The 25610-nt window shown below is 68.0% G+C and carries 29 protein-coding genes; 23 read left to right on the top strand and 6 right to left on the bottom strand.

The genetic code is table 11. The annotated features are described in order from the left end of the window. Positions 1–20 precede the first annotated feature (20 nt). Entirely contained in the window at positions 21–923 is a 903-nt protein-coding gene (locus MRB47_RS04715; RefSeq protein WP_252102040.1) for a universal stress protein, read from the top strand. Here the strand turns inward: MRB47_RS04715 and MRB47_RS04720 are convergent. Further along, positions 884–1318 carry a DUF1841 family protein gene (locus MRB47_RS04720; RefSeq protein ID WP_041836092.1) on the bottom strand — a complete coding sequence of 145 codons (435 nt, stop codon included), beginning with the start codon at positions 1316–1318 and terminating at the stop codon, positions 884–886. The genes MRB47_RS04715 and MRB47_RS04720 overlap by 40 nt on opposite strands. A 151-nt stretch (positions 1319–1469) precedes the next feature. Between MRB47_RS04720 and MRB47_RS04725 the strand changes: the two genes are divergently transcribed. Next, positions 1470–1691, top strand: coding sequence for a hypothetical protein (locus MRB47_RS04725; protein ID WP_015914177.1), 222 nt, complete (start codon positions 1470–1472; stop codon positions 1689–1691). A 66-nt stretch (positions 1692–1757) separates the two neighbouring features. Here the strand turns inward: MRB47_RS04725 and MRB47_RS04730 are convergent, their stop codons facing one another. Next, positions 1758–2561 (bottom strand): IclR family transcriptional regulator, encoded by an 804-nt coding sequence (locus MRB47_RS04730; protein ID WP_252102041.1) that lies wholly within the window; start codon positions 2559–2561, stop codon positions 1758–1760. A 115-nt stretch (positions 2562–2676) separates the two neighbouring features. Between MRB47_RS04730 and MRB47_RS04735 the strand changes: the two genes are divergently transcribed. From MRB47_RS04735 to MRB47_RS04755, 5 genes are all read left to right on the top strand, one after another. Then, positions 2677–3372 carry a 3-oxoacid CoA-transferase subunit A gene (locus MRB47_RS04735; RefSeq protein ID WP_015914175.1) on the top strand — a complete coding sequence of 232 codons (696 nt, stop codon included), beginning with the start codon at positions 2677–2679 and terminating at the stop codon, positions 3370–3372. 27 nt (positions 3373–3399) lie between these two features. After that, positions 3400–4053, top strand: a complete 654-nt coding sequence (locus tag MRB47_RS04740) for a 3-oxoacid CoA-transferase subunit B (RefSeq protein ID WP_252102042.1) — start codon at positions 3400–3402, stop codon at positions 4051–4053. A 75-nt stretch (positions 4054–4128) separates the two neighbouring features. Then, the gene (gene pcaF, locus MRB47_RS04745; protein WP_252102043.1) at positions 4129–5340 is read left to right on the top strand and encodes a 3-oxoadipyl-CoA thiolase; all 1212 of its coding nucleotides are present in this window, start codon (positions 4129–4131) and stop codon (positions 5338–5340) included. Between the two features lie 27 nt (positions 5341–5367). Next, a complete protein-coding gene (gene pcaD, locus MRB47_RS04750; protein WP_252102044.1) occupies positions 5368–6168 on the top strand; it encodes a 3-oxoadipate enol-lactonase in 801 nt (266 codons plus the stop codon). A gap of 88 nt (positions 6169–6256) precedes the next feature. Then, the gene (locus MRB47_RS04755; protein ID WP_015914171.1) at positions 6257–7249 is read left to right on the top strand and encodes a Bug family tripartite tricarboxylate transporter substrate binding protein; all 993 of its coding nucleotides are present in this window, start codon (positions 6257–6259) and stop codon (positions 7247–7249) included. A 122-nt stretch (positions 7250–7371) separates the two neighbouring features. Here MRB47_RS04755 and kefC read toward each other — a convergent pair whose 3' ends face one another. Next, positions 7372–9243 (bottom strand): glutathione-regulated potassium-efflux system protein KefC, encoded by a 1872-nt coding sequence (gene kefC, locus MRB47_RS04760; RefSeq protein ID WP_252102045.1) that lies wholly within the window; start codon positions 9241–9243, stop codon positions 7372–7374. Positions 9244–9530: 287 nt separating this feature from the next. On the opposite strand from kefC, the gene MRB47_RS04765 reads away from it, so the two are divergent. The 3 genes from MRB47_RS04765 (at position 9531) to MRB47_RS04775 (ending at position 11484) form a co-directional block, all read left to right on the top strand. Beyond that, positions 9531–10169, top strand: a complete 639-nt coding sequence (locus MRB47_RS04765; RefSeq protein ID WP_011806642.1) for a LysE family transporter — start codon at positions 9531–9533, stop codon at positions 10167–10169. Between the two features lie 147 nt (positions 10170–10316). After that, positions 10317–10937 carry a ParA family protein gene (locus tag MRB47_RS04770; protein WP_011806641.1) on the top strand — a complete coding sequence of 207 codons (621 nt, stop codon included), beginning with the start codon at positions 10317–10319 and terminating at the stop codon, positions 10935–10937. Between the two features lie 82 nt (positions 10938–11019). After that, entirely contained in the window at positions 11020–11484 is a 465-nt protein-coding gene (locus MRB47_RS04775; RefSeq protein ID WP_011806640.1) for a MaoC family dehydratase, read from the top strand. 31 nt (positions 11485–11515) lie between these two features. Here the strand turns inward: MRB47_RS04775 and MRB47_RS04780 are convergent, their stop codons facing one another. Then, positions 11516–12004: a tRNA (cytidine(34)-2'-O)-methyltransferase gene (locus MRB47_RS04780; protein WP_172208380.1), complete on the bottom strand. Its 489-nt coding sequence runs from the start codon at positions 12002–12004 to the stop codon at positions 11516–11518. A 90-nt stretch (positions 12005–12094) separates the two neighbouring features. Next, positions 12095–12823, bottom strand: a complete 729-nt coding sequence (locus MRB47_RS04785) for a ComF family protein (protein ID WP_252102046.1) — start codon at positions 12821–12823, stop codon at positions 12095–12097. A 35-nt stretch (positions 12824–12858) separates the two neighbouring features. Here MRB47_RS04785 and MRB47_RS04790 point away from each other — a divergent pair, with 35 nt between their 5' ends. The 7 genes from MRB47_RS04790 to MRB47_RS04820 all read left to right on the top strand — a co-directional run bounded on the left by MRB47_RS04790 (position 12859) and on the right by MRB47_RS04820 (position 18936). Further along, entirely contained in the window at positions 12859–13767 is a 909-nt protein-coding gene (locus tag MRB47_RS04790) for a class I SAM-dependent methyltransferase (protein ID WP_252102047.1), read from the top strand. A gap of 422 nt (positions 13768–14189) precedes the next feature. Further along, a complete protein-coding gene (gene coxB, locus MRB47_RS04795; RefSeq protein WP_252102048.1) occupies positions 14190–15359 on the top strand; it encodes a cytochrome c oxidase subunit II in 1170 nt (389 codons plus the stop codon). Between the two features lie 32 nt (positions 15360–15391). After that, the gene (ctaD, locus tag MRB47_RS04800) at positions 15392–17026 is read left to right on the top strand and encodes a cytochrome c oxidase subunit I (RefSeq protein WP_015914164.1); all 1635 of its coding nucleotides are present in this window, start codon (positions 15392–15394) and stop codon (positions 17024–17026) included. Between the two features lie 17 nt (positions 17027–17043). After that, the gene (locus MRB47_RS04805) at positions 17044–17154 is read left to right on the top strand and encodes a cytochrome oxidase small assembly protein (protein ID WP_011806633.1); all 111 of its coding nucleotides are present in this window, start codon (positions 17044–17046) and stop codon (positions 17152–17154) included. A 15-nt stretch (positions 17155–17169) separates the two neighbouring features. Continuing rightward, positions 17170–17790 carry a cytochrome c oxidase assembly protein gene (locus MRB47_RS04810; RefSeq protein WP_088888409.1) on the top strand — a complete coding sequence of 207 codons (621 nt, stop codon included), beginning with the start codon at positions 17170–17172 and terminating at the stop codon, positions 17788–17790. Then, on the top strand, positions 17787–17996 hold the full coding sequence (locus tag MRB47_RS04815; RefSeq protein ID WP_047349752.1) for a DUF2970 domain-containing protein: 210 nt from the start codon (positions 17787–17789) through the stop codon (positions 17994–17996). The genes MRB47_RS04810 and MRB47_RS04815 overlap by 4 nt, the downstream gene beginning before the upstream one ends. Before the next feature lie 58 nt (positions 17997–18054). Further along, on the top strand, positions 18055–18936 hold the full coding sequence (locus MRB47_RS04820) for a cytochrome c oxidase subunit 3 (protein ID WP_015914162.1): 882 nt from the start codon (positions 18055–18057) through the stop codon (positions 18934–18936). Between the two features lie 177 nt (positions 18937–19113). Here the strand turns inward: MRB47_RS04820 and MRB47_RS04825 are convergent, their stop codons facing one another. After that, a complete protein-coding gene (locus MRB47_RS04825; protein WP_015914161.1) occupies positions 19114–19338 on the bottom strand; it encodes a twin transmembrane helix small protein in 225 nt (74 codons plus the stop codon). 15 nt (positions 19339–19353) lie between these two features. On the opposite strand from MRB47_RS04825, the gene MRB47_RS04830 reads away from it, so the two are divergent. From MRB47_RS04830 to MRB47_RS04855, 6 genes are all read left to right on the top strand, one after another. Then, positions 19354–20130: an SURF1 family protein gene (locus tag MRB47_RS04830; RefSeq protein ID WP_252102049.1), complete on the top strand. Its 777-nt coding sequence runs from the start codon at positions 19354–19356 to the stop codon at positions 20128–20130. Then, positions 20072–20821, top strand: a complete 750-nt coding sequence (locus tag MRB47_RS04835; RefSeq protein WP_252102050.1) for a hypothetical protein — start codon at positions 20072–20074, stop codon at positions 20819–20821. The genes MRB47_RS04830 and MRB47_RS04835 overlap by 59 nt, the downstream gene beginning before the upstream one ends. Then, positions 20818–22017, top strand: coding sequence for a COX15/CtaA family protein (locus MRB47_RS04840; protein ID WP_252102051.1), 1200 nt, complete (start codon positions 20818–20820; stop codon positions 22015–22017). The genes MRB47_RS04835 and MRB47_RS04840 overlap by 4 nt, the downstream gene beginning before the upstream one ends. Beyond that, on the top strand, positions 22014–22934 hold the full coding sequence (gene cyoE / locus MRB47_RS04845) for a heme o synthase (RefSeq protein WP_252102052.1): 921 nt from the start codon (positions 22014–22016) through the stop codon (positions 22932–22934). Before MRB47_RS04840 ends, cyoE begins: the two co-directional genes overlap by 4 nt. Before the next feature lie 57 nt (positions 22935–22991). Continuing rightward, positions 22992–23555: an SCO family protein gene (locus tag MRB47_RS04850; protein WP_252102585.1), complete on the top strand. Its 564-nt coding sequence runs from the start codon at positions 22992–22994 to the stop codon at positions 23553–23555. Between the two features lie 215 nt (positions 23556–23770). Then, positions 23771–25594, top strand: coding sequence for a putative bifunctional diguanylate cyclase/phosphodiesterase (locus tag MRB47_RS04855; protein WP_252102053.1), 1824 nt, complete (start codon positions 23771–23773; stop codon positions 25592–25594). Positions 25595–25610: the final 16 nt, after the last annotated feature.

Below are 25610 nucleotides of genomic sequence, written 5' to 3' on the forward strand. Positions count from 1 at the left end.
GTTGACCAGGAGTTTTGACCATGCGCCTTCAGACCATTGTGGCCCTCACCGATTTCTCGACCGCGGCGGAGCATGTGCTTGACCGTGCCGCGCTGTTGGCTGCCGAGCACAAGGCGTGCTTGCATCTTCTGTTCGGTGCGGAGCAGCCGGACCCGAAGTTCGTCGACCCGCAGGCGCGGCTGGAGCAGCGCGCGCGCCAACTGGCGCGCCGCCACGACCTGCCGGTCAAGGCCCTGGCGTACCGCGGCGCCGGCGTGGTGGATGAGGTCTTGCGCGCGGCCGTGGGCGCGGACCTGCTGGTGCTGGATAAGCGCGCGCACCAGGGTGTGGAGCAGTTGTGGCGCGGCGGCACGTTGAGCCAGATCCTGCGGCGCAGTCCGTGCCCCGTGCTGGTGGTGCAGCGTGCGGCGCGCGAGGCTTATGCGCATGTGCTGCTGGCCGTGGATTTTTCGCCGGCGGCCGATGCCATGGTGCGCTACGCGAGCGGACTGGACACTGCCGCTGCGGTGGAGCTGTTCCATGCCGTGGACCTGCGCGATGAGGCCAAGCTGCGCAGTGCGGAGGCATCGGCCCAGGCCGTGCGCGCGTGGCGCGCGCAAATGCAGCGGCATGCGCACGACCGGCTGGTGCGGCTGTCCGATGCCTTCGAGGCGCGGCGCAATCGCGTGGGAATGACCGTCGGCATGGGCGATGTGGCGCGGCAGGTGGCCGTGCAGCAGGAGCGCTCGGGCGCGGAGCTGGTGGCGCTGATGCACCGTCGCCGGGGATGGATGCTGGATCTGCTGCTGGGCAGCGTAGCCCAGCGGCTGCTGGGGGGCGTGGGCTGCGACGTGCTGGTGTACCCGCACGACTACGCGGGCGCCGCACCGCGCGGCACCACGGCTCAGCCCCGCGTGGCGCGCCGCTGGACGCAGGCGATATAGGCGTCGCCGTCGGGTGCCCGGCCCGCGCGCTGGGCCTCCCACAGCATGGTGCCCAGGCACTCCATGGCGGCGTGGTGCGCGTCGTGCAACGATCCCAGGCGCGCGGCCAGCAGTTCCACGGCCTGGCGGATGCCGCGCGGCTGGTCGATGCTGCACTGCTCGCTGATCGAGAGGTGCATCGACAGGTGCAGGAAGGGGTTGGTGCGGTCCGGCGTCTCGTCGTAGTTGCGCGCAAGGGCGGTGTCCACATCGGCCAGCTCGGGCTGGTACTCAGGATGCTCCGCGATCCACAGGCCGGCCAGCGTCTCGATGGCCTCCATGGGCTGGCCGGCCTGCTGCTTGGCATGCGTGGCGCAGAAGAAGCGGCGTACGTCGGCTTGGGTGGGATTGAACATGGATTCCAGAGTAGCATGCAACGCGGCGGCTCTGCCGCGGGATGTCGCGGTGGCCTCCTACGCCGGCGGGGTTACGCCCAGCTCTACAGTAGCGGCGGGCGCCGCTGGCGGCTGCCGACCCTACGACCAACATAAAAAAGAGGTGGATACCATGACGGGCATGCGCATTCTGGGCGTGATCTTGCTGATCCTGGGCCTGGCCGGGTTCTTCACCGGGGGCTTCAGCTTCACCAAGGAAACCACGCAGGCCCGCATCGGGCCGCTGGAGCTGTCGGTGAAGGAAAAGGAATCCGTCAATGTGCCGCAATGGCTCAGCATTGGCGCGATCGCCGTGGGCGCCCTGGTGCTGGTACTCAGCATGCGCAAGCCCTGACGCAGGTCCCATTGCCGCGCACGGTTCGCGCCGTGCGGGCGGGCGTTGGCCCAGGTCCTACGTGCGTCAGGGCCGGTGCGTGCCCAGCATGCGCGAGATGGTCCGGGCCGTGGCCAGCAACTCGGGCAGCAACTGCTCGCGCAGCATTTCGGTGCTGGTGCGATTGGCCTGGCCGCTGATGTTCAGGGCCGCCACCACCTGGCCCGCCCGGTTCTTGAGCGGCGCTGCCACCGAAATCAAACCCTCTTCCAGTTCCTGGTCCACCAGGCACCAGCCCTGGGCGCGTGCCTGGGCGATGCGCGCGAGCAGCGTCGCATCGTCCAGCACCGTGTGGCGCGTGAACTGCTGGCGCGGCAGCGCGGCCAGTCGGGCGCGCAGGTCCTGCTCGGGCAACTCGGCCAGCAGCACGCGGCCCAGCGACGTCCAGAACGCCGGCAGGCGTGAGCCCACGGCCAGGTTGGTGCTCATGATCTTGTGGGTGTGTACGCGCAGCACATAGACGATGTCCAGCCCGTCCAGTACGGCGGCGGAGCAGGACTCATGCACGCGGTCGGTGAGGGCCTCCATCAGCGGCTCGGCCAGGTCCCAGATGGGCATGGAACTCAGGTAGGCAAAGCCCAGGTCCAGGATGCGCGGCGTGAGGCGGAACAGCCGGCCATCGCTCTCTAGATACCCGAGCGTCTGCAGCGTCAGCAAGATGCGGCGCGCGCCTGCGCGCGTCAGGCCGGTGCGTGCCGCGACTTCGCTCAGGGTCTGCTGCGGCGCCGCCGCGCTGAAGGAACGGATCACCTCCAGCCCGCGTGCAAACGACTGTACGTAGCTATCCCCCGGCTTGTGGGTATTACTTACGGAAAGGGGGGTGTCATCCATGGCTGTTCGTCCTAAAATTCATTATACGAACATTTGTTCTATATACGAACAAAGTGACACGATCACGACAGCCGGCCCGGGCCGGCTCCTTTTCCCCTCACTGGACCAGCAACACATGATCAACAAGATTGCGGATTCCGTTGCCGAGGCGCTCGCGGGCGTGCAGGACGGCGCCACCGTACTGATTGGCGGCTTTGGCACTTCGGGCAACCCCATTGAACTGATCAACGGCCTGATCGCCCAAGGCGCGCGCGACCTCACCGTGGTCAACAACAACGCCGGCAACGGCGATGCCGGCCTGGCCGCGCTGCTCAAGAGCGGGCAGGTGCGCAAGATCATCTGCAGCTTCCCGCGCCAGGTGGACAGCTATGTGTTCGACGAGCTGTACCGCAGCGGCAAGATCGAACTGGAACTGGTGCCCCAGGGCAACCTGGCCGAGCGCATGCGCGCCGCGGGCGCCGGCATCGGCGCCTTCTTCTGCCCCACGGCCTATGGCACGCAGCTGGCCGAAGGCAAGGAAACCCGCGAGATCAACGGCAAGCACTACGTGCTGGAGTACCCCATCTACGGCGATGTGGCCTTGGTCAAGGCCGAGAAGGGCGACCGCTGGGGCAACCTGACCTACCGCATGTCGGCGCGCAACTTCGGCCCCGTGTGCGCCATGGCGGCCAAGTACACCGTGGCGACCGTGCATGAACTGGTGGAGCTGGGCGAGATGGACCCCGAGGCCGTGGTCACCCCCGGCATCTACGTGAGCAAGGTCGTCCAGGTGCCGCGCGTGGCCACCCAGGCCGGTGGATTCAAGAAGTAAAGCCCGTTCAGCCCAAGGAGATACAGCGTGAGCAGCTATCAAAAACGAACCAAGGACGAACTGGCCGCACGAGTGGCCCAGGACATCTTCGACGGTGCCTATGTGAACCTGGGCATCGGCCAACCGACCCTGGTGGCCAACCACATCCCCGCAGGCCGCGAGGTGGTGTTGCATTCCGAGAACGGCATCCTGGGCATGGGCCCCGCGCCCGCCAAGGGCCAGGAGGACTATGACCTGACCAACGCCGGCAAGCAGCCCGTGACGCTGCTGCCCGGCGGCAGCTATTTCCACCATGCCGACAGCTTCGCCATGATGCGCGGCGGCCACCTGGACATCTGCGTGCTGGGCGCCTTCCAGGTGTCGGCCACGGGCGACCTGGCCAACTGGAGCACCGGCGAGCCCGGCGCCATTCCCGCCGTGGGCGGCGCCATGGACCTGGCCGTGGGCGCCAAGTCCACCTGGGTGATGATGGATCTGGTCAGCAAGACCGGCGAATGCAAGGTGGTCGGGGCCTGCAGCTACCCCCTGACAGGCCTGGCCTGCGTCAAGCGCATCTACACCGACCTGTGCACGCTGGAATGCACGCCTCAGGGCCTGCGCCTGATCGACACCGTGCCCGGCCTCTCGCACGAGGAGCTGGAGCGCATCGTCGGCCTGCCGATCCAGCCTGCACAGCAATAAGTGCCAAAACGGCCTCCAGCGCTTGATGGACAAGCGCTGGCAGCTCACTTTTTTGATATTCCCCTCGGAGACACCATGAGCAACGCCCGCCAAGCCTTCATCTGCGACGCGATCCGCACCCCCTTCGGCCGCTACGGCGGCGCCCTCTCCAGCGTGCGCACCGACGACCTGGGCGCATTGCCCATCAAGGCGCTGATGGAGCGCAACCCCGGCGTGGACTGGGCCGCGGTGGATGACGTGCTGTACGGCAACGCCAACCAGGCCGGTGAGGACAACCGCAACGTGGCGCGCATGTCCAGCCTGCTGGCCGGCCTGCCCATCGACGTGCCCGGCGCCACCATCAACCGCCTGTGCGGCTCGGGCCTGGATGCCGTGGGCTCCGCCGCGCGCGCCATCAAGGCGGGCGAGGCGCGCTTGATGATCGCCGGCGGCGTGGAGTCCATGAGCCGCGCGCCCTTCGTGATGCCCAAGGCGGAGAGCGCCTTCAGCCGCAGCAACGCGGTGTACGACACCACCATCGGCTGGCGCTTCATCAACAAGCTGATGAAGGCTCAATACGGCGTGGACTCCATGCCCGAGACGGCCGAGAACGTGGCCGACGATTTCAAGATCGAGCGCGAGGCCCAGGACCGCATGGCCCTGGCCAGCCAACAGAAGGCGGCCGCCGCGATGGCCGCCGGCTACCTGGCCAAGGAAATCGTCAACGTCGTCATTCCCCAGAAGAAGGGCGACGCCGTCGTGGTCAGCCAGGACGAGCATCCGCGCGCCACCACGCTGGAGGCGCTGGCCAAGCTCAAGGGCGTGGTGCGCGAGGGCGGCACCGTCACGGCCGGCAACGCCAGCGGCGTGAACGACGGCGCCTGCGCGCTGCTGCTGGCCGATGAGGCGGCCGCCCAGCAATACAATCTGGTGCCCCGCGCCCGCGTGGTGGGCATGGCCGTGGCCGGCGTGGCGCCGCGCATCATGGGCTTTGGCCCCGCGCCTGCCGTGCGCAAGGTGCTGGCCCAGACCGGCCTGACGCTGGACCAGATGGACGTGATCGAGCTGAACGAAGCCTTCGCCGCACAGGGCCTGGCCGTGCTGCGCGACCTGGGTGTTGCCGATGACGACAAGCGCGTCAACCAGTGGGGCGGCGCCATCGCCCTGGGCCACCCGCTGGGGGCCTCGGGCGCGCGCCTGGCCACCACCGCCGTGAACCAGCTGCACACGCTGGGCGGCCGCTACGCGCTGTGCACCATGTGCATCGGCGTGGGCCAGGGCATCGCCGTGGTGCTGGAGCGCGTGTAAGCGCGCGGCGTGACCCGAGGAGCGAGCATGAACAAGCAAGAACGCTGGGTGGACGTGCAAGGCGGGCGCCTGCGCGTGTGCGTGCAAGGCCCCGAGGGCGCCCCGGCCCTGGTGTTTTCCAACTCCCTGGGCACCACGCTGGAGATGTGGGACGCGCAGGCCGAGCGCTTCGCCCAGGACTTCCGCGTGGTGCGCTACGACACGCGCGGCCACGGTGCCAGCGTGGTGACACCCGGCCCCTACACTTTCGAACTGCTGGGCGACGACGTGGTCGCGCTGCTGGATGCGCTGCGGATCGAGCGTGCGCACTTCTGCGGCATCTCCATGGGCGGCTTCACGGGCCTGTGGCTGGGCGTGCATCAGCCCCAGCGCCTGCTGAGCCTGGCCGTGTGCAACAGCGCCGCCAAGATCGGCACGGCCGAAGGCTGGCAGGCCCGCGCCGCGCTGGTGCGCGAAAAGGGCCGTGACGCCATGGCGGAACTGGCCGCATCGTCACCCGCGCGCTGGCTCACCCCAGCCTTCTGCGCGGCCGAGCCGGACGTGGTGCTGCGCGCGCAGAGCTGGATTGCCGGCATCGCCCCCGAGGGCTATGCCGCCTGCTGCGAAGCCCTGGCGCTGGCCGACCTGCGCTCGCAGGTCGGTGGCATCGACGTGCCCACGCTGATCGTGGCTGGCAGCGCCGACCCCGTGACCACCGTGGCCGACGGCCGCTTCATGCAGGCGGCCATTGCCGGTGCGCGGCTGGCCGAAGTGCCGGCTTCGCACCTGTCCAACCTGGAAGCGCCGCAGGCCTTTGACGAGGCCCTGGCGCAGTTCCTGCGCGGCTGAGACCGCAGGTGGCGATGCAGTGCGGCTTGCTGCGCTGCCCACGCCGCTCCCTTCCATTCATCCAATCCTAGAGAAAGAGGAAACAAGCATGACCAACCTTCATCACACCACCCGCCGCACGCTGCTGGCCTCCCTGGCCGTGGCCGCCGCCGGCGCGCTGCCCCTGGGCGCTCTGGCGCAGAACTTCCCCACCAAGCCCATCACCATCATCGTGCCGTTCTCGGCCGGCGGCACCACTGACATCCTGGCGCGCATCGTGGGCCAGGGCCTCACCACCGAGCTGGGCCAGTCCGTCGTGGTGGACAACAAGCCCGGCGCGGGCGGCAACATTGGCGGATCGCTGGCCGCCAAGGCCGCAGCCGACGGCTACACCCTGTTCATGGGCACGGTGGGCACGCACGCCATCAACCAGTCGCTGTACAAGAAGATGCCCTTCGACCCGGTGAAGGACTTTGCACCGCTGTCGCGCGTGGCCACGGTGCCCAACCTGCTGGTGGCCCACCCCAGCCAGCCGTTCAAGACCGTGAAGGAAATGATCGCCTACGCCAAGGCCAACCCCGGCAAGATCACGTTTGGCTCGCCCGGCAGCGGCGCGTCGCCCCACGTGTCGGGCGAGCTCTTCAAGAGCATGACCGGCACCGACCTGCTGCACATCCCCTACAAGGGCAGCGCCCCCGCCATGACCGACCTGCTGGGCGGCCAGACCTCCGTCATGTTCGACAACATGCCCTCGGCCATCCAGCACGTGCGCTCGGGCAAGCTGCGCCCCATCGCCGTGACCACCGCCAAGCGCTCGCCCGAGCTGCCTGACGTGCCGACCATCGCCGAAGCCGGCGTGCCCGGCTACGAGGCAACCTCCTGGTTCGGCATGTTTGCCCCGGCCGGCACGCCCAAGCCAGTGTTGGACAAGCTGCACGCCGCGCTGATCAAGGTGCTGAACCAGGCCGACGTGAAGAAGAAGATCGCCGAGCAGGGCGGTGACGTGGTGGCCGAGACCCCCGCGCAGTTCGCCGCCTTCATCAAGGCCGAAAGCGTGAAGTGGGGCAAGGTGGTGAAGGAGTCCGGCGCGACGGCCGACTGACCCTTCGCTGAGCGGTTCAGCCGCTTACCCCTCCCTCACACGGCGGGTGGAGGGGTAGCGGTAATTTGCTATTGATACGAGAGCTTGTAGCGCTTGATAGACGGGCGCTACAGGCTCTTTTGTTATGGAGCCTTGGGTGCCTGGGGCACCTCGGGCGGCAGGCCGGCGCCAGCCTCCGCCGCGGCCAGGCGTTCCTGGCGCTCCTTGGCCATCTGCTCCACCAGCTGGGCGCGGCCCTGCTTGGCGACGGCGATCATGGCCTCGCGGTCGTTGTGGTGCTCGTACATGCGGTTGGACAGCGCCACGTTGTGCGCGCGGAAGCGCTCGGCCAAGGTGTCGGCCTCTTGCGGCGACAGGCCGTTGAGCTCCAGCACCGTGCGTGCGGTGCGCAGGCTGGACTCGAACACCTCGCGCTCCACATGCTCCACGCCCAGATCGCGCAGCGCGTGCCAGTGCGTCACGTCGCGCGCACGCGCCACGATCTGCAACTGGGGAAAGTGCTTCTTCGCCAGTTGCACGATCTTGAGCGACTGCTCCGGCGCGTCCACCGCCACCACCAGGATGCGCGCATGCTCGGCGCCGGCCATGCGCAGCAGGTTCACGCGCGTGGCGTCGCCATAGAACACGCGGTAGCCGAAAGTGTGGGCCACCTCCAGCATCTCCACGCTGTGGTCCAGCACCGTGGCGGGCACGCCCTGCGCCAGCATCATGCGCGCCACGATCTGCCCATAGCGCCCGAAGCCGGCAATGATCACCGGGGCCGACTGCGGCTCGGAGATCTCCTGCGCCTGCGGGGCGGTCTTCAGCGTGGCAAAGCGCTTGAGCAGCACCCGGTCCAGCAGCACCAGCAGCAGCGGGCTGATCAGCATGGACAAGGCTACCGCGCCGATCAGCAGCGACGCCATCTCGGCCGGAATCGCGCGAAAGCCCGCGCCGGCCTGGAACACCACGAAGGCGAACTCGCCGCCTTGCGCCAGCAGCAGCGTGAACACCGGCCGCTCCTGGTAGGGCATGGCGGTCACGCGCGCCAGCGTCCAGATCACCAGTGCCTTGATGCCCAGGAAGCCCAGCAGCAGCGCCAGCATGCCCCAGGGCGTGCGCAGGATCACGCCGAAGTCGATGCTCATGCCCACGGCGATGAAGAACAGGCCGAGCAGCAGTCCCTTGAAGGGCTCGATGTCGGTCTCCAGCTCGCGGCGGAACTCGCTGTCGGCCAGCAGCACGCCGGCAAGGAACGCGCCCAGTGCCATCGACAGGCCCACCGACAGCATCAGCATGGCGATGCCCACCACCAGGAACAGCGAGGTGGCGGTGAAGATCTCGGGCGTCTTGCTCTTGGCGATCCAGCGCAGCAGCGGGCGCAGCGCGAGCCGCCCGCCGAGCACGATGGCGCCCACCACGCCCAGGATCTTGGCTGCCTCCAGCAGCAGCTCTTGCACTTCGTGCGGATGGTCCAGCTCGGCCGCGCGCGCGGCCACGCCCAGCAGCGGCAGCAGCGCCAGGATGGGGATCGCCGCCACGTCCTGGAACAGCAGGATCGAGAAGGCCTTCTGCCCGCTGTCCGTGCGCATCAGGTTGCGCTCGTGGATCACCTGCAGCGCGATGGCGGTGGACGACAGCGCCAGGCCCAGCGCGCCCACCAGCCCCACGCGCCATGGCAGCCCGAACGCCCAGGCCGCGGCCCACAGCAGTGCGGCGCAGCCCACCATCTGGGCCGTACCCAGGCCGAAGATGGGGCGGCGCAGGCTCCACAGGCGGCTGGGTTGCAGCTCCAGCCCCACCAGAAACAGCATCAGCACCACGCCGAACTCCGCGAAATGCAGGATGTCCTGCACATTGCTCACCAGCGCCAGGCCCCAGGGGCCGATGGCGATGCCTGCGGCCAGGTAGCCAATGATGGCGCCCAGCCCCAGCGCGCGGGCGATGGGGACGGCGATCACGGCCGCGGCAAGGTAGGTGAATCCGTAGGTGAGCCAGACGGGGGCTTGGGCCATGGTGTGCAGGAAGAGGGCGCGAAAAGTGATGCGGGGAAGTGCGTGCGCCGCACTCGGGCGCGGGCAGAAATTGTGCACCCGGCCCGCGGGCGGCGCAGGCGCGGGGGGCCGCCGGGCGGGCAGGGTGCTGTGAATGCTCTGGTTTTGATAGCTGTTAGCGCTGGATGGAAAAGCGCTAGACCGCGTTTTCATGCCGGACGCCCGAGGACCGCCGCGCAGCGTGCCGGCTGCGTCGGCCGATAGAATCGCCGCATTCCTTCCCCCCTCATTTCCCAACGGACCACGACATGGACTGGCATACCTGGATGGCTTTTTTTGCGGCGTCGTGGGTGATCGCCATCTCGCCGGGCTCGGGCGCCGTGCTGTCCATGAGCCACGGGCTGTCCTACGGCGTGCGCAAGGCGGGCGCCACGATCCTGGGGCTGGAGCTGGGCCTGCTGCTGATCCTGGTGGTGGCCGGCGCGGGCGTGGGGTCGCTGCTGGTGGCGTCGGAACTGGCCTTCAGCATCGTCAAGGTGCTGGGTGCGTGCTACCTGATCTACCTGGGCTTCATGCAGTGGCGCGCGGGCGCCGCCGGCACGCTGCAGGGCGACCTGCAGGCGCAGCCCGCGAGCTGGCGCCGCCGCGTGCTCACCGGCCTGCTGACCAATGCCACCAACCCCAAGGGCATCATCTTCATGGTGGCCGTGCTGCCGCAGTTCATGACCGACACGCGCCCGCTGTGGAGCCAGCTGCTGGTGATGGCCGTCACCATGCTCTCGGTGGACCTGATCGTGATGAACGGCTACGCCGCCAGCGCCAGCGCGCTGCGCACGCTGATGCGCAGCGGACGCGCCATGCGCACGCAGAACCGCGTGTTTGGCGGCTTGCTGATGCTGGTGGGCGCAGGGCTGTTTTTCGTCAAGCGCGGCACACAGCACGGATAGCCGCTGGTTTGCTATTTTTATAATAGCTAGTGGCGCTTGATGGACGGGCGCTAAGGCCTGTTTTTGCTTATGTGGAGCCAGCGGCCGTGACCGCCGGCACTACGATGCGGGCTGGCCCCGCGCGGGTACGGAACACAGGAGGCAGGCATGACCGTGGTCGCAGTTGCAAATCCCAAGGGCGGCGTGGGCAAGTCCACGCTGGCCACCAACATCGCTGGCTACTACGCCAGCCGCGGGCATGCGGTGGTGCTGGGCGATGTGGACCGCCAGCAGTCCGCGCGGCTGTGGCTGCAGCAACGCCCGGCCGCGGCGCGCCCCATTGGCGCGTGGGATGTGGAGCCCGATCGCTTTGACAAGCCGCCCAAGCACGCCACCCACGCCGTGCTCGACACGCCCGCGGGCCTGCACGGCTGGCGGTTGAAGGACATGCTCAAGCTGGCCGACCGCATCATCGTGCCGCTGCAGCCCAGCGTGTTCGACATCTTCGCCACGCGCCAGTTTCTGGACGAACTGGCCACGCACCGTCGCAGCGCGGGCGTGCCGATCGGCATCGTGGGCATGCGCGTGGACGCGCGCACCATCGCGGCGGACAAGCTGCATGCCTTCGTGGACAGCCTGGGCCTGCCCGTGCTGGGCTACCTGCGCGACACGCAGAACTACATCCACCTGGCGGCGCACGGCCTGTCGCTGTTCGATCTGTCGCCCGGCCGCGTGGCGCGCGACCTGGAGCAGTGGCAGGGCATCTGCGCCTGGCTGGACGGCGCCTGACGCGCGCGCCGGCCGAGTTCCGGCGCCGGGGCTGTCGCGGTGCCGACAGGCGCCCGCGCGCGCAGGCCGCTACAGTGGCCGCATGAAAACCTTCCGCAGCTATTCCGAAGTGGCCTCCTGCGTCGGGCAGGAAGTGGCCGTCACCGACTGGGTGGAAGTCACCCAGGCGCAGATCGACCGGTTTGCCGACGCCACGGGCGACCACCAGTGGATCCATGTGGACCCGCAGCGCGCAGCGCAGGGGCCGTTCGGCACCACCATCGCGCACGGCTTTCTGACACTGTCGCTGCTGCCGCGCTTCATGGAGGCATCGTTTGCCATCACCGGCGCGCGCATGGGCGTGAATTACGGGCTCAACCGGGTGCGCTTCCCCGCTCCCGTGCCCGTGGGCAGCCGGCTGCGCGCGCACATGGTGCTGGCAGCGGCCGAGCCCGTCGCGCCCGACGGCATGCAGATGACCTGGGAGGTGACCCTGGAGCGCGAGGGTGGCGACAAGCCCGTGTGCGTGGCCGAGGCGCTGGTGCGCAGCTACGGCGCACCCGCCTGAAGGGGCTGCGCCGGGGGCCTGCCGGTCCGGTTCAGGCAGTCTGGGTCTGCGTGGACGGAGTGAGAAAGCTGTTTTGCCGCCACGCCTCGTAGACCGTCACGGCCACGGCGTTGGACAGATTCAGGCTGCGCTGGTTGGGCAGCATCGGCAACCGCAGGCGCTGCGCGGGGGGGAACGTCTCGCGCAGTTCCGGCGGCAGGCCGCGCGATTCGGCGCCGAACACGAACCAGTCGCCCGGCAGGAAGCCCGTGTCGTACACCGACTGCGTGCCATGGGTGGTCAGCGCGAACATGCGCGACAGGTCGGGCTGCATGTCGCGCAGCAGGGCCGTCCAGCCCGGGTGGCGGCGCACCTCGGCGTACTCGTGGTAGTCCAGCCCCGCGCGGCGCATGAGAGGGTCTTCCATGGAGAAGCCCAGCGGTTCCACCAGATGCAGCATGCAGCCGGTATTGGCGGCCAGGCGGATCACGTTGCCGGTGTTGGGCGGAATCTCAGGCTCGACGAGGACGATGTGAAACATGGTGGCTATTGTCGGCGGCCCGCGGGTGGCGGGCTGACGGATGAGGCGGCAGATGGTAATGAATCGTATACCGGCGGCCATGCCCGCGCGTCACGGCGTGCGGGCCAGCACCAGCGCGCAGACCTGCAGCGCACCCGCATCGCGCAGGGGCGCTGCGGCCGCATGCAGCGTGGCGCCGGTGGTCATCACGTCGTCCACCAGCAGCACCCGCTTGCCGGCCAGTTGCGCGGCCCGCAGCGGGTCGGGCACGAAGGCGCCGCGCAGGTTGCGCAGCCGTTCGGCACGCGGCAGGTGGCTTTGCGCCTCGGTATCGCGCACGCGCAGCAGCATCCGCGCGTGCACCTGTGGATGGCCCAGCGCGCGCGCCAGCAGCAGGGCCTGGTTGTAGCCGCGCTGGCGCAATCGCTCGGGTGACAGCGGCACGGGCAACACCAGGTCGGCCTGGGCCAGCGCTGCCTGCGCGCCTGGGGCATGCGCCATCAGTTGCGCCAGGGCGCCGGCCCAGCCGGGCTCCGCATGGAACTTGAACTGCGCCAGCAGGTCGGCCCAAGGAAAGGCGTAGCTCACTGCGGCCACGCAGGCATCCAGCGGCGGTGGGTGGCGCAGGCAGTCGCCGCACTGCGCGACGCCGTGGGGCAGCAACCGCGCGCAGGTGGCGCAGCGCGAGAGCGGCGGAGCAAACTGCATGCGGCAGGCGTCGCAGACGGGGCGCGCGGGCCAGGCATGGCAGACCGCGCAGCGGCTGGGCACTGCCGCGCCCATGCGGGCCAGGCCGCGCGATATCCCTGCCAGGTGCGTGGCCAGATGCGTGAACAGCATGGGCTCAATATACTCGCGGCCATTTGCGGCCCGCCATGTCCGAACACCTTCCGCCCACCATCGACCCGGTTGCCGCTGCACGCTGGCATGCCATGGTGACCGAAGTCTCGCCCTGGTTGCACGAAGAGGTGGCGCAGCGCATGCAGGAGCGGCTGCAGTGGATCGTGCAGGCGCCGCAGGCCTGGTGCGACTGGGATCCGCTGCGCGGCGGCGTGCAGGGCCATGGCCTGGTGGGCCAGCATTTCGAACAAGCCGCCAGCTATATCACCGAGACTTCATCCCCCGCGGGGGAGGCGCTGGCGCGCGTGCGCTTCGCAAAGCCCTGGTGGAGCCCCGCGCGCTGGTCCGCGGCGGCGCCGCGCTTCGGGGTGCCGCCCGAGGGCAGCGTGCAGATGCTGTGGTCCAACATGGCCCTGCACATGGCGGCGGACCCTCAGGCGCTGATCACCCAGTGGCATCGTGCACTGGCGGTGGACGGTTATCTGATGTTCTCGTGCCTGGGCCCTGACACGCTGCGCGAGCTGCACGCGCTGTATGCCGAGCTGGGCTGGCCCGCTGCCGGCCATGCCATGACCGACATGCACGACTGGGGCGACATGCTGGTGCATGCGGGGTTTGCCGAGCCTGTCATGGACATGGAACGCATCACGCTCACCTTTGCCACGCCCGAGCGGCTGCTGCAGGAGCTGCGCGGCCTGGGGCGCAACCTGCATCCGCAGCGCTTTCCCGCGTTGCGCGGGCGCCACTGGCGCCAGCGACTGGAAGAGGCGCTGGCCCAGCGGCTGGCCGATCCTCGCCATGAGGGGCAGCTTGCATTGACCTTCGAGGTCGTCTACGGCCATGCCTTCAAGCCCGCGCCCCGCGTGCGCGTGGAGGGCAGCAGCGCGGTGTCGCTGCAGGACATGCGCGCCATGCTCCACGCAGGACGCACGCTGCCGCGCTGAGGGGGTGCAGTGCAATTTGCGCTGTCAATGACCTCAATCAATGCAGGCTACAATTCTTTAAGATTGCAGATTCGGAACTCTCTTGGCGCGCCTGCATCGGGTGGTCGCCCGCGGCCGGCGTCGCGTCTTCTGGAGTTCTGATGGCGCCACGCGGCGCTCTCAGGCCTCCTTTCTGCGTCACTTCTTGGCAGTGTTCTCTCGGGACTAACGTGTATTGCAGCCATGTCCCGTGCTGGGCATGCTGAATGCGATCAAGAGAGTCCGTGTTGGATTGCGGAGACAACAGGCTGCCAGGAAAGCGGTCTGGACTGATTGGTGAAAGCGGGTGCACGGCATGCCCGCATGGCTTTGTGCGCCGCCTGACCCCACGCAGGCGCGCACCGAGGGATTGGTCAATTGGAGCTTAGAAGTAAGTGAGAACTATGAAGAGCATTTCCAACAAGCTGGCTTCTGGGCTGCTGATGGCCGGAGCATGGGTGGGCACGGCGGCCCATGCGGTTCAAAGCCTGCCCGGCGGCCCGGCGGTGAACCAGCTGAACTTGCACCCCCCCGTGACCAAGATCGCCGAGGAGCAGCACTTCCTGCATTGGATGATGCTCATCATCTGCACGGTGATCTTCGTCGGCGTGTTCTCGGTGATGTTCTATTCGATCTGGAAGCACCGCAAGTCGCGCGGCGCCCAGGCCGCCAATTTCCACGAGTCCGTCACCGTCGAGGTGGTCTGGACGGTGATCCCCTTCATCATCGTGGTTCTCATGGCCCTGCCGGCCACCAAGGTGCTGGTGGCGCAAAAGGACACGACCAATGCCGACCTCACGGTGAAGGTGACCGGCTACCAGTGGAAGTGGGGCTACGACTATCTGTCGGGCGAGGGCGAGGGCCTGTCTTTCATCTCCACCCTGGACAGCAGCCATCGCCGGATGTCCGACAGCGGCAACGTGGCCAATGCACCAGCCGACTACCTGCTGAAGGTGGACGCCCCCCTGGTGGTGCCGGTGGGCAAGAAGGTGCGCGTGATCACCACGGCCAACGACGTGATCCACGCCTTCATGGTGCCGGCATTCGGCATCAAGCAGGACGCGATCCCCGGCTTCGTGCGCGACACGTGGTTCCGCGCGGAAAAGGTGGGCGACTACTACGGCCAGTGCGCCGAGTTGTGCGGCAAGGAGCACGCCTACATGCCGATCCACGTCAAGGTAGTGTCCGCACAGGAATACACGCAGTGGGTGGATGGCGAGAAGAAGAAAGCCGCCGCTAAGCTGGACGACCCCAGCAAGGTCTGGACGCTGGACGCGCTGCTGCCGCGCGGCGAGAAGGTTTACGCCGCCAACTGTGCCGCCTGTCACCAGGCCAACGGCAAGGGGGCCGGCCCCATCAAGCCGCTGGACGGTTCGGCCATCGTCACCGACGCCGACCACGCCAAGCAGATCCAGGTGGTGCTCAAGGGCGCTGCCAACGGCGCCATGCCCGCCTGGGCGCAGCTCAGCGACACCGATCTGGCCGCCGTGGTGACCTACACCAAGAACGACTGGTCCAACAAGACGGGTCAGCTGGTGCAGCCGTCTGAAATCGTGGCCCAGCGCGGCAAGTGAACCGCAACGCCCAACGCATTGAGGAATCGAACATGAGCGCAGTTCTGGACAATCACGGGCACGCCGGCGGCCACGCACACGACCACGGTGACCACCACCACGGCCCCACCGGCTGGCGCCGTTGGGTGTTTGCCACCAACCACAAGGACATCGGGACGCTGTACCTGCTGTTCTCGTTCACCATGCTGATGATCGGCGGCGTGCTCGCGCTGCTGATCCGTGCCGAGCTGTTCCAGCCCGGGCTGCAGGTGGTGAACCCCGAGCTGTTCAACCAACTCACCACCATGCACGGGCTGATCATGGTGTTCGGCGCCATCATGCCGGCCTTCGTGGGTTTCGCGAACTGGATGATCCCGCTGCAGATCGGCGCGTCCGACATGGCGTTCGCACGCATGAACAACTTCAGCTTCTGGCTGATGATCCCCGCGGCCATCATGCTGGTGTCGTCGTTCTTCATGCCGGGTGGCGCGCCTGCCGCGGGTTGGACGCTGTATGCGCCGCTGACGCTGCAGATGGGGCCGTCCATGGACGTGGGTATCTTCGCCATGCACATCCTGGGCGCCAGTTCCATCATGGGCTCGATCAACATCATCGTGACCATCCTGAACATGCGCGCCCCGGGCATGACGCTCATGAAGATGCCCATGTTCGCCTGGACCTGGCTGATCACGGCCTACCTGCTGATCGCCGTGATGCCCGTGCTGGCCGGCGCGATCACCATGACGCTGACCGACCGCCACTTCGGCACCAGCTTCTTCAATCCGGCCGGCGGCGGCGACCCGGTGATGTACCAACACATCTTCTGGTTCTTCGGCCACCCCGAGGTGTACATCATGATCCTGCCGGCCTTCGGCATCATCAGCCAGGTCGTGCCCGCCTTCAGCCGCAAGAAGCTGTTCGGCTACGCCTCCATGGTGTACGCCACCTCGTCCATCGCGATCCTGTCGTTCATCGTGTGGGCGCACCACATGTTCACCACGGGCATGCCAGTCACGGGCCAGCTGTTCTTCATGTACGCCACGATGCTGATCTCCGTGCCCACGGCCGTGAAGATCTTCAACTGGACGGCGACCATGTGGCGCGGCTCCATGACCTTCGAAACGCCCATGCTCTGGGCCGTGGGCTTCATCTTCGTGTTCACCATCGGCGGCTTCACGGGCCTGATCCTGGCCATGGCGCCGATCGATATCCAGCTGCAGGATACCTACTACGTGGTGGCCCACTTCCACTACGTGCTGGTGGCCGGTTCGTTGTTCGCCATGTTCTCGGCCTACTACTACTGGAGCCCCAAGTGGACGGGCATCATGTACTCGGAGACGCGCGGCAAGATCCACTTCTGGGGCTCGCTGATCACCTTCAACATCACCTTCTTCCCCATGCACTTTCTGGGGTTGGCGGGCATGCCGCGCCGCTATGCCGACTACCCCATGCAGTTTGCCGACTTCAACGCGCTGGCGTCCGTCGGGGCACTGGGCTTTGGACTGATGCAGGTGTACTTCTTCCTGTTCGTCGTGCTGCCGGCCATGCGCGGGCGGGGCGTGAAGGCGCCGCAAAAGCCCTGGGAAGCCGCTGAAGGCCTCGAATGGGAAGTGCCGTCGCCCGCGCCGTTCCACACCTTTGAAGTGCCGCCCAAGCTGGACGCTACGGCCACGCGGGTGATCGGCTGACATTCCGGGAGATCGCCATGACCACGCCGGAGCAAAAAAAATCCAACCTGCGCATGGCGCTGATCCTGGCGTCGGTGGCGGCGGTGTTCTTCATCGGCTTCATGGTGAAGATCGCCTGGCTGCATTGACGAAAGGGCGGGACCATGGGTGCGCGTAGCGAAAACCTAAAGATGGTGGGCAAGCTGGCCGTGGTGACGGTCGGCATGTTCGCCTTCGGCTACGTGCTGATCCCGATCTACAAGCACATTTGCGAGATGACGGGCATCAACATCTTGTCGCTGTCGGAGCGGCAGGTGCCCGGCAACGGCACGGCCGGTCGCAACGCCCAGGTGCCCGCCAACAGCCAGGTGGACAAGACCCGCCTCATCACTGTGGAGTTCGATGCGAACGCGCGTGGTCCGTGGCAGTTCCGGCCCGCGCAGCGCTCCGTGCAGGTGCACCCGGGCGAGCTGGCCACAGTGATGTACGAGTTCCAGAACGTGCAGGACCGCCGCATGGCCGCGCAGGCCATCCCCAGCTATGCGCCGCGCCAGGCGGCCGCCCACTTCACCAAGCTGGAGTGCTTCTGCTTCAACCAATACACGCTGGAGCCCGGCGAGAAGAAGGAATGGCCCGTGGCCTTCGTGATCGACCCGCGCCTGTCCAAGGACGTCACCACGATCACGCTGTCCTACACCTTCTTCGAAGTCGGCGGCAAGACGCCGGCCGCGCCCCAGTCCACGGCCGCCGCACTGCCGGCGACTTCCGCGGAGGCCGGTTCATGAGCCCCACGCCCCCGCGTCCGCCGCGCAAGGGATCGCTGTTGCGCACCCTGCGTGCCGTGGCATGGTCGCTGATCGGGTTGCGCAAGGGGGATCAGTACCAGCGCGACCAGGAGACGCTGCAGCCGCTGCACATCGTGTTCGTGGGATTGGTCGCTCTGTTTGTGCTGGTGCTGCTGCTGATCGGACTGGTGAACTGGATTGCTTGAGGCCTGCCGCCGCTGATAACAACGAGACAACCGAGAACTTTGAGAACGAGGAGCTGAAATGAGTGCATCTACCCACGGCACGACGCCTTACTACTACGTCCCCGCGGAGTCTCGCCACCCCGTGCTGGCGGCGGCGGGGTTGTTCTTTGTCCTCCTCGGCGCGAGCCAGTGGATCAACGGCCATGACTGGGGCAAGTATTCGCTGGCCTTCGGCCTGGCGTGGTGGCTGTTCGTGCTGTACCAGTGGTTCCGCGATGCCGCGCGCGAGAGCGAGGGCGGGCTGTATGGCCGCAAGATCGACATCTCGTACCGCTGGAGCATGAGCTGGTTCATCTTCTCGGAGGTGATGTTCTTCGGCGCTTTCTTCACCGCGCTGTGGTGGGCGCGTGCGCATTCCGTGCCGGCCCTGGGCAGCCTGGACAATGCGCTGCTGTGGCCCGACTTCAAGGCCGTCTGGCCCAGCCTGGCGGCCGGGGCGACCGCCTCTCCGGCCAACACCGTGGAGCCGTTCCAGACCGTGGGCCCATTCTGGCTGCCCACCATCAACACCGCGCTGCTGCTGACGTCGGGCGTCACGCTCACCATCGCCCACCACGCGCTGCGCGAAGGCCAGCGCGCCAAGACGATCGGCTTCATGTGGGTCACGGTGCTGCTGGGCTTCGTGTTCCTGTGCGTGCAAGGCTACGAGTACTTCCACCTCTACACCGACCTGAACCTCAAGCTCACCTCGGGCGTGTTCGGCTCCACGTTCTTCATGCTCACGGGCTTCCACGGTTTCCACGTGTTCGTGGGCATGCTGATGCTGCTGTTCATCACGCTGCGCCTGCACAGCGGCCACTTCACGGCCGAGCGCCACTTCGGCTTCGAGGGCGCGGCCTGGTACTGGCACTTCGTGGACGTGGTCTGGCTGGGCCTGTACATCCTGGTGTATTGGATGTAATCCCGTCTCCGGATCGGGAAAAAGCGCCGCAAGGCGCTTTTTTTACGCGGAGGTGGTTGCTTCAAAAACAGGAGCTGCCTGCGCTTGATAGATAAGCACTTTAGATATAAAAACTATTGAAATCCCTGTGCAACAAGCGCAAGGTGCTCACTTTTTTTATGGCCATCGGCGTGCGCCTCAGCGCACTGCGGCGGGCAGCCCGGTTGGCTGGATGTACCCCAGCTTCCAGGCCAGCAGCAGGCACAGGAACAGCACGATGGACAGCCCCACGCGCAGCCCCAGCGCGCGGGCCATGCGCTTGCCCTGCTGCCGGTCGTCGCCCTTGCCGCGCATCATGAAAAACAGCGCCGAGCCCAGGCTTGCGATGATGGCGAGAAACGCCAATGCCACCAGAATCTTCATGAGGCCCATTATCCGGTGAACCCTGCCCGACAACCCTTCGGCCTGCGCTTCTGGCTGGTGACCCTCGCGGCGCTGGTCGCCATGGTGGTGACCGCGTCGCTGGGCCGCTGGCAACTGTCGCGTGCCGCGCAGAAGACCGCGCTGCAGGCGGCCATGGACGAACGCCAGTCCCGCGCACCGCTGCAGGGTGCCGAACTGGCACAGGCGCTGCAGTCGGCATCGCAGGAGGCCACCGCGCCGCTGCTGCACCGCCGCGCCGAGCTGCGCGGCCAGTGGCTGCCCGAGGCCACGGTGTTCCTGGAGAACCGCCAGATGTACGGGCGTCCGGGCTTTTTCGTGTTCACGCCCCTGCAACTGGCGGACAGCCCGCGCGTGGTGCTGGTACAGCGCGGCTGGGCGCCGCGCAACTTCCTGGAGCGCACGCGCCTGCCGGAGATCACCACCCCTGCCGGACCGGTGCAGTTGGAGGGGCGGCTCGCCGGCCCGCCGGCGCGGCTGTACGAGTTCACCCCCACCGCCCAGGGCGAGGGGTTTTCGCGCATCCGGCAAAATCTGGACCTGGCCGCCTATGGGGCCGAGACCGGCCTGGCGCTGGCGCCCCTGACCGTCGTGCAGACCGGCGCCGCCAGCGACGGGCTGCAGCGCGACTGGGCGCCCATCGACAGCGGCGTCGACAAGCATTACGGCTACGCATTCCAATGGTTCGGGCTTTGCGGCCTGGTGGCAATCCTCTATGTCTGGTTCCAATTCGTCCGACGCTTCCTTCGCCCAGGCCGCCAGCGTGGTGCCTGAGACCGGCGGCCAGCAGCCGCTGGGCCTCACGGTGCACAGCCTGCCCCAGGCCGGCGATGCCATGGCGGCGCTGCAGCGCTCGCGCAGCGGCCGCTGGCAGATGCTGGGGCTGTTGCTGGTGTGCGCGGCGCCCGTGATCGCTTCGTACTTCACCTATTACGTGCTGCGTCCCGAGGGCCGGCGCAACTTTGGTGAGCTCATCGAACCCCAGCGCGCCTTGCCCGCGCAGGCCGCAGCCACCGCATTGGACGGCACGGCGCATACGCTGGGCGAGCTGCGTGGCCAGTGGCTGCTGGTGAGCGTCGCACCCGGCGCCTGCGACGACGGCTGCCGCAACAACCTGTACCTGCAGCGCCAGTTGCGCGAAACCATGGGCCGCGAGAAGGAGCGCATGGACTGGGTCTGGCTGGTGTCCGACGGCGCCGTGCCCCCGGCGGAGATCGCCCCCGGCCTGCAGGGCGCCACCGTGCGCCGCGTGGATGCCGCCACCTTGGCCACCTGGCTGCAACCCGCGCCCGGCCATGCGCTGGAAGAACACCTGTACGTCGTAGACCCGCAGGGCCACTGGATGATGCGCTTTCCCGCGCGGCTGGACCGCGCTGGCGCGGCCAAGGCCAAGCGCGACCTGGACCGGCTGCTGCGCGCCTCGGCATCATGGGATCAGCCGGGCCGCTTGCAGGAGGCCCCGTGACGGACATGCAGCCGCTGTACGACCTGGCGCCGGCCCTGGAGCTGATGGCCCTGGGCATCGTGATCGCCCTGGGCCCGCTGGCCTGGGTGTGGTGGCGCGGGCGGGGCGGCACACCGGTGCGGCGCTTGCAGGCGCTCACCGTGCTCACGCTGTTCCTCACCTTCGACCTGGTGCTGTTCGGCGCCTTCACGCGCCTGACGGACTCCGGCCTGGGCTGCCCCGACTGGCCGGGCTGCTACGGCAACGCCAGCCCGGTGGGCGCGCGTGCGGAGATCTCGGCCGCACAGGAAGCCATGCCCACCGGCCCCGTCACCCACGGCAAGGCCTGGGTGGAGATGATCCACCGTTACCTTGCCACCGGCGTGGGCGTGCTGATCATCGCGCTCACCGTGGGCGCGTGGCGCCAACGCCGCGCAGCCGCACAGTTGCCTCAGTTGGCAGGGGCGGCGCCTGCGCTGAGCCCCTGGTGGCCCACCGCCACGCTGGTGTGGGTGTGCCTGCAGGGCGCTTTCGGCGCGCTCACCGTGACCATGAAATTGTTCCCCGCCATCGTCACGCTGCACCTCATCGGCGGGCTGGTGCTGTTGGCGCTGCTGTGCGTGCAGGCCGTGCGCCAGACGCAGATGACGCGGGGCGTGGTGCCCGTGGCGCTGCCACGCGGCCTGCGCTGGCTGCTGGGCGTGACGGCGGCGCTGGTGGCGCTGCAGGTCGTGCTGGGCGGCTGGGTCAGCACCAATTACGCGGTGCTGGCCTGCACCACCTTTCCGCAGTGCCAGGGCAGCTGGTGGCCCGACATGGCCTTTGCCGAGGGCTTTCAGGTCTGGCGCGCGCTGGGCCTGCTGCAGGACGGCAGCCACATCAGCTTCGCCGGGCTCACGGCCATCCACTATGTGCACCGGCTCGCGGCCTACCTGGTGCTGGCGGCGCTGGCGCTGCTGGCCTGGCGCCTGCGCCGCGCGGGCGTGTTGCGCGACCCGGCGCGCTGGCTCGCAGGCCTGGCGCTGCTGCAGTTTGTCACCGGCCTGTCCAACGTGGTGCTGGACTGGCCGCTGGTGGCCGCCGTGCTGCACACGGGCGGCGCTGCCGCGTTGGTGGTGGTGCTGACCTGGGCGCTCACGGCCAGCCGCGCCACCGCCGGCGCCACGGCTTCGCAGCCGCGCGCCGGTGCCGATTCCGTCAAGAGAGTTTCCGCATGAGTGCCGCTCCTGCTCCCGCCCCCGCCGCCACAGCGCCGCGCGCTCTGCCGTCGCGGCTGTCCCAGTTCTACGCGCTGACCAAGCCGCGCGTGGTGCAGCTCATCGTGTTCTGCGCCTTCATCGGCATGGTGCTGGCCGTGCCGGGCATGCCCAGCGGCGCGCAGTGGGCGTTGATGGCCGTGGCCAGCGCGGGCATCTGGCTCGTGGCCGGTGCGGCGGCGGCGTTCAACTGCATCGTGGAGCAGGGCATCGACGCCAAGATGAAGCGCACGGCCTGGCGCCCCACGGCCAAGGGCGAGCTGTCCAACACGCAGACGCTGCTGTTCTCGGCGCTGCTGTGTGCGGCGGGCTCGGCGCTGCTGTACTGGTGGGTGAACCCGCTGACCATGTGGCTGACCTTCGCCACGTTTGTCGGCTATGCGGTGATCTACACGGTGATCCTCAAGCCGCTCACGCCGCAGAACATCGTGATCGGCGGCGCCAGCGGCGCCATGCCGCCCGTGCTGGGCTGGGCCGCGATGACCGGCGAGGTGGGCCCCGAGGCACTGATCCTGTTCCTCATCATCTTCCTGTGGACGCCGCCGCATTTCTGGGCACTGGCGCTGTACCGCGTGGAGGACTATCGCAAGTCCGGCCTGCCCATGCTGCCCGTCACCCACGGCAACGAGTTCACGCGCCTGCAGGTGTTTCTCTATACCTTGATCCTGTTCGCAGGCTGCCTCATGCCTTTCGTGTACGGTATGAGTTCGTGGACCTACCTTGCAGCCGCCGTGGTGCTGAGCGCGGGCTTTTGCCTGTACGGCTTCCGGCTGTGGCGCGACTACTCCGACACGCTGGCGCGCAAGACCTTTCGTTTCTCGCTGATCCACCTGAGCCTGCTGTTCGCGGCGCTGCTGGTGGACCACTACCTCCTGTGAAGCAAGCTTATGGATAAACGTGATGCTCTGAAAAAAATAGCTGCTGGCGCTCTCTGGATGGGCGTTGCAGGCACTTTTGCCGCATGTTCTCCGAAGGCGCCCAAGTTCCAGGGGGTGGACCTCACGGGCGCCGAGTACGCGCGCGACCTGCAGTTGACCGACCACAACGGCCAGCAGCGCAGCCTCAAGGACTTCGCGGGCAAGGTGGTGGTGGTGTTCTTCGGCTACACGCAGTGCCCGGACGTTTGCCCCACGTCGATGTCCGAACTGGCCGACGTCAAGCGCGCCCTGGGCGCGGACGGCGACAAGCTGCAAGGCATCTTCGTCAGCGTGGACCCCGAGCGCGACACGCCCGAGGTACTCAAGGCCTACATGGCCAACTTCGATCCCAGCTTCCTCGCGCTGCGCGGCACGCCCGAGCAACTGGCCGCCGTGGCCAAGGACTTCAAGATCTACTACAAGCGCGTGGAGGGCCAGACCCCCACGAGCTACACCATGGACCATTCCGCCGGCAGCTATGTTTATGACCCTGCCGGCCGCCTGCGCGTGTACCACCGCTACGGCAGTGGGGCACAGAGCCTGGCGGCCGACGTGCGCGCGCTGCTGGACGAAACGCGCTGATTCCACGCGCTCCACGCGCCCAGGGGCTGGCGTGTGGCAAAAACCACATTGCCCGTAGGGCCTGGATTGACGTGCGCGTCACCTTGGGTGGCAATAGGCGCCAGGAGAGCGCCGCGCCTGCCTAGAGTGCGCAGTGGCTGGTCGCCATGCGCATCGACGGTGATGGCGCAGGCGCCGGCCACGGCCTCAACCTACCGACGCCCTACCGACGCGCCATGGATTCCTTTGCCCCTGCCGCCCGCCCCCGGTCCGAGGACGGCGTGACGCACCCGCCGCCCCATCGGACCGATGACGCCGCCGACGACAGTGCGGCGGCCTTCCTTCAGCGCATCGGCAGCCTGCGCGCTGGCACGCTGGAGCGCGCTGCCATGGATGCGGCCCCCGACGGCATCGTGCTGGCCGACCGACAGGGCCGCATCCTCATGGTCAACGCCCCCATGGAGACCATCAGCGGCTACACCAACGCGCAGTTGTGCGGCCAGTCCATCGACCTGCTGGTGCCGGTGCACGCGCGGCCCGAGCATGGCCAGCATATGCAGCGCTACCACCAGTCTCCCAGCCGCCGGCCCATGGGCATGGGGCGCGACCTGTGGTTGCAGCGACGCGACGGTAGCCAGGTGCCGGTGGACATCGCCCTCGGCCATTCCTCCGCCCACGGGGGCACGGTGGTGGCTTTTGTGCGCGACGTCTCCGACCTGCGGCGCCTGGAGGCGCGCATGCACTACCAGGCCACGCACGACACGCTGACCGGCCTGCTCAACCGCTGGAAGTTCGGCCAGCGGCTGGAACAGGCGATCGCGGAGCAGGGCGCAGCGCAAAGCCTGCCCTTCGCGCTGCTGCTGCTCGATCTGGACGACTTCAAGGCCATCAACGACGGCTACGGCCATGCCGCCGGCGACCAGGTGCTGCAGGAGGTGGCGCGGCGCCTGCGGGGTGCGCTGGGCACGGGCGACATCCTTGCGCGCCTGGGCGGCGACGAGTTCACCGTGCTGTTGCCCGGGGTGGCCTGCGCCGCGCAGGCCGAGTGCGTGGCCGCGCGGTTGATGCAGGCGCTGTGCGTGCCCTGCCGCGTGCAGGGGTTCGAACTGAACTTCGGCGCCAGCATGGGCATCGCGCTGTGCCCGCAGGATGCGGGCGACGCCGCCACGCTGCTGCGCTATGCCGACATGGCCATGTACCACGCCAAGCACCGCGGGCGCGCCAACTTCGCGTTCTACGCCCCGTCCATGGGCCGCAAGATGGCCGAGAAGATCCAGTTGCACGACCGGCTCAAGCTGGCGCTGGCCTACGGCGGGCTGACGCTGCATTACCAGCCGCAGGTCGAGGTGGCCACCAACCGCATGGTGGGTGTGGAGGCCCTGCTGCGCTGGCACGACCCGCAGCTGGGCGAGGTGTCGCCCGAGCGCTTCGTACCCGTGGCGGAGGCCACGGGACTGATCCTGGAGTTGGGCGCCTGGGTCATGGCCGCGGCCTGTCGCCAGATCGCGGCGTGGGAGCGCCAGGGCATGCGTCTGCGCGTGGCGGTGAACCTGTCCGCCCAGCAGCTGCGGCAGACCGACCTCGTCGAGCAGGTGGCGCGCAACCTGCGCACCCACCATGTCCCGCCCGAGTTGCTGGAACTGGAGGTGACCGAGTCCGAAGCCCTGGCCGACCCCGAGCAGGCCTGCCAGGTGCTGAACGAGCTGCGCGCGCTGGGCGTGGCCGTGGCGCTGGACGACTTCGGCACGGGCCACTCGTCGCTGGCCTACCTCAAGCGCCTGCCGGTGTCGCACATCAAGGTGGATCGGGAATTCATGCGCAACGTACCTGCCAGCGGAGGCGACACCACGCTGGTGCGCGCCGTGGTCGCGCTGGCGCACACCATGGGGCTGCGGGTGGTCGTGGAGGGCGTGGAAACGCGCGAGCAGCTGCAGTTTTTGCGCGAGATGCAGTGCGCCTGCTACCAAGGCTGGCTGTTTGCCAAGGCGCTGGCGCCTGACGACGTGGCCCTGCTGTACGCGGCCGGTGCCGACATGGCGGCGGAAGGTGCGCTGGGCTGAGGTGCCGGCAGCGATG

The sequence above is a fragment of the Diaphorobacter sp. LI3 genome, from assembly GCF_022807955.1.
GTDB lineage: Bacteria > Pseudomonadota > Gammaproteobacteria > Burkholderiales > Burkholderiaceae_C > Diaphorobacter > Diaphorobacter nitroreducens.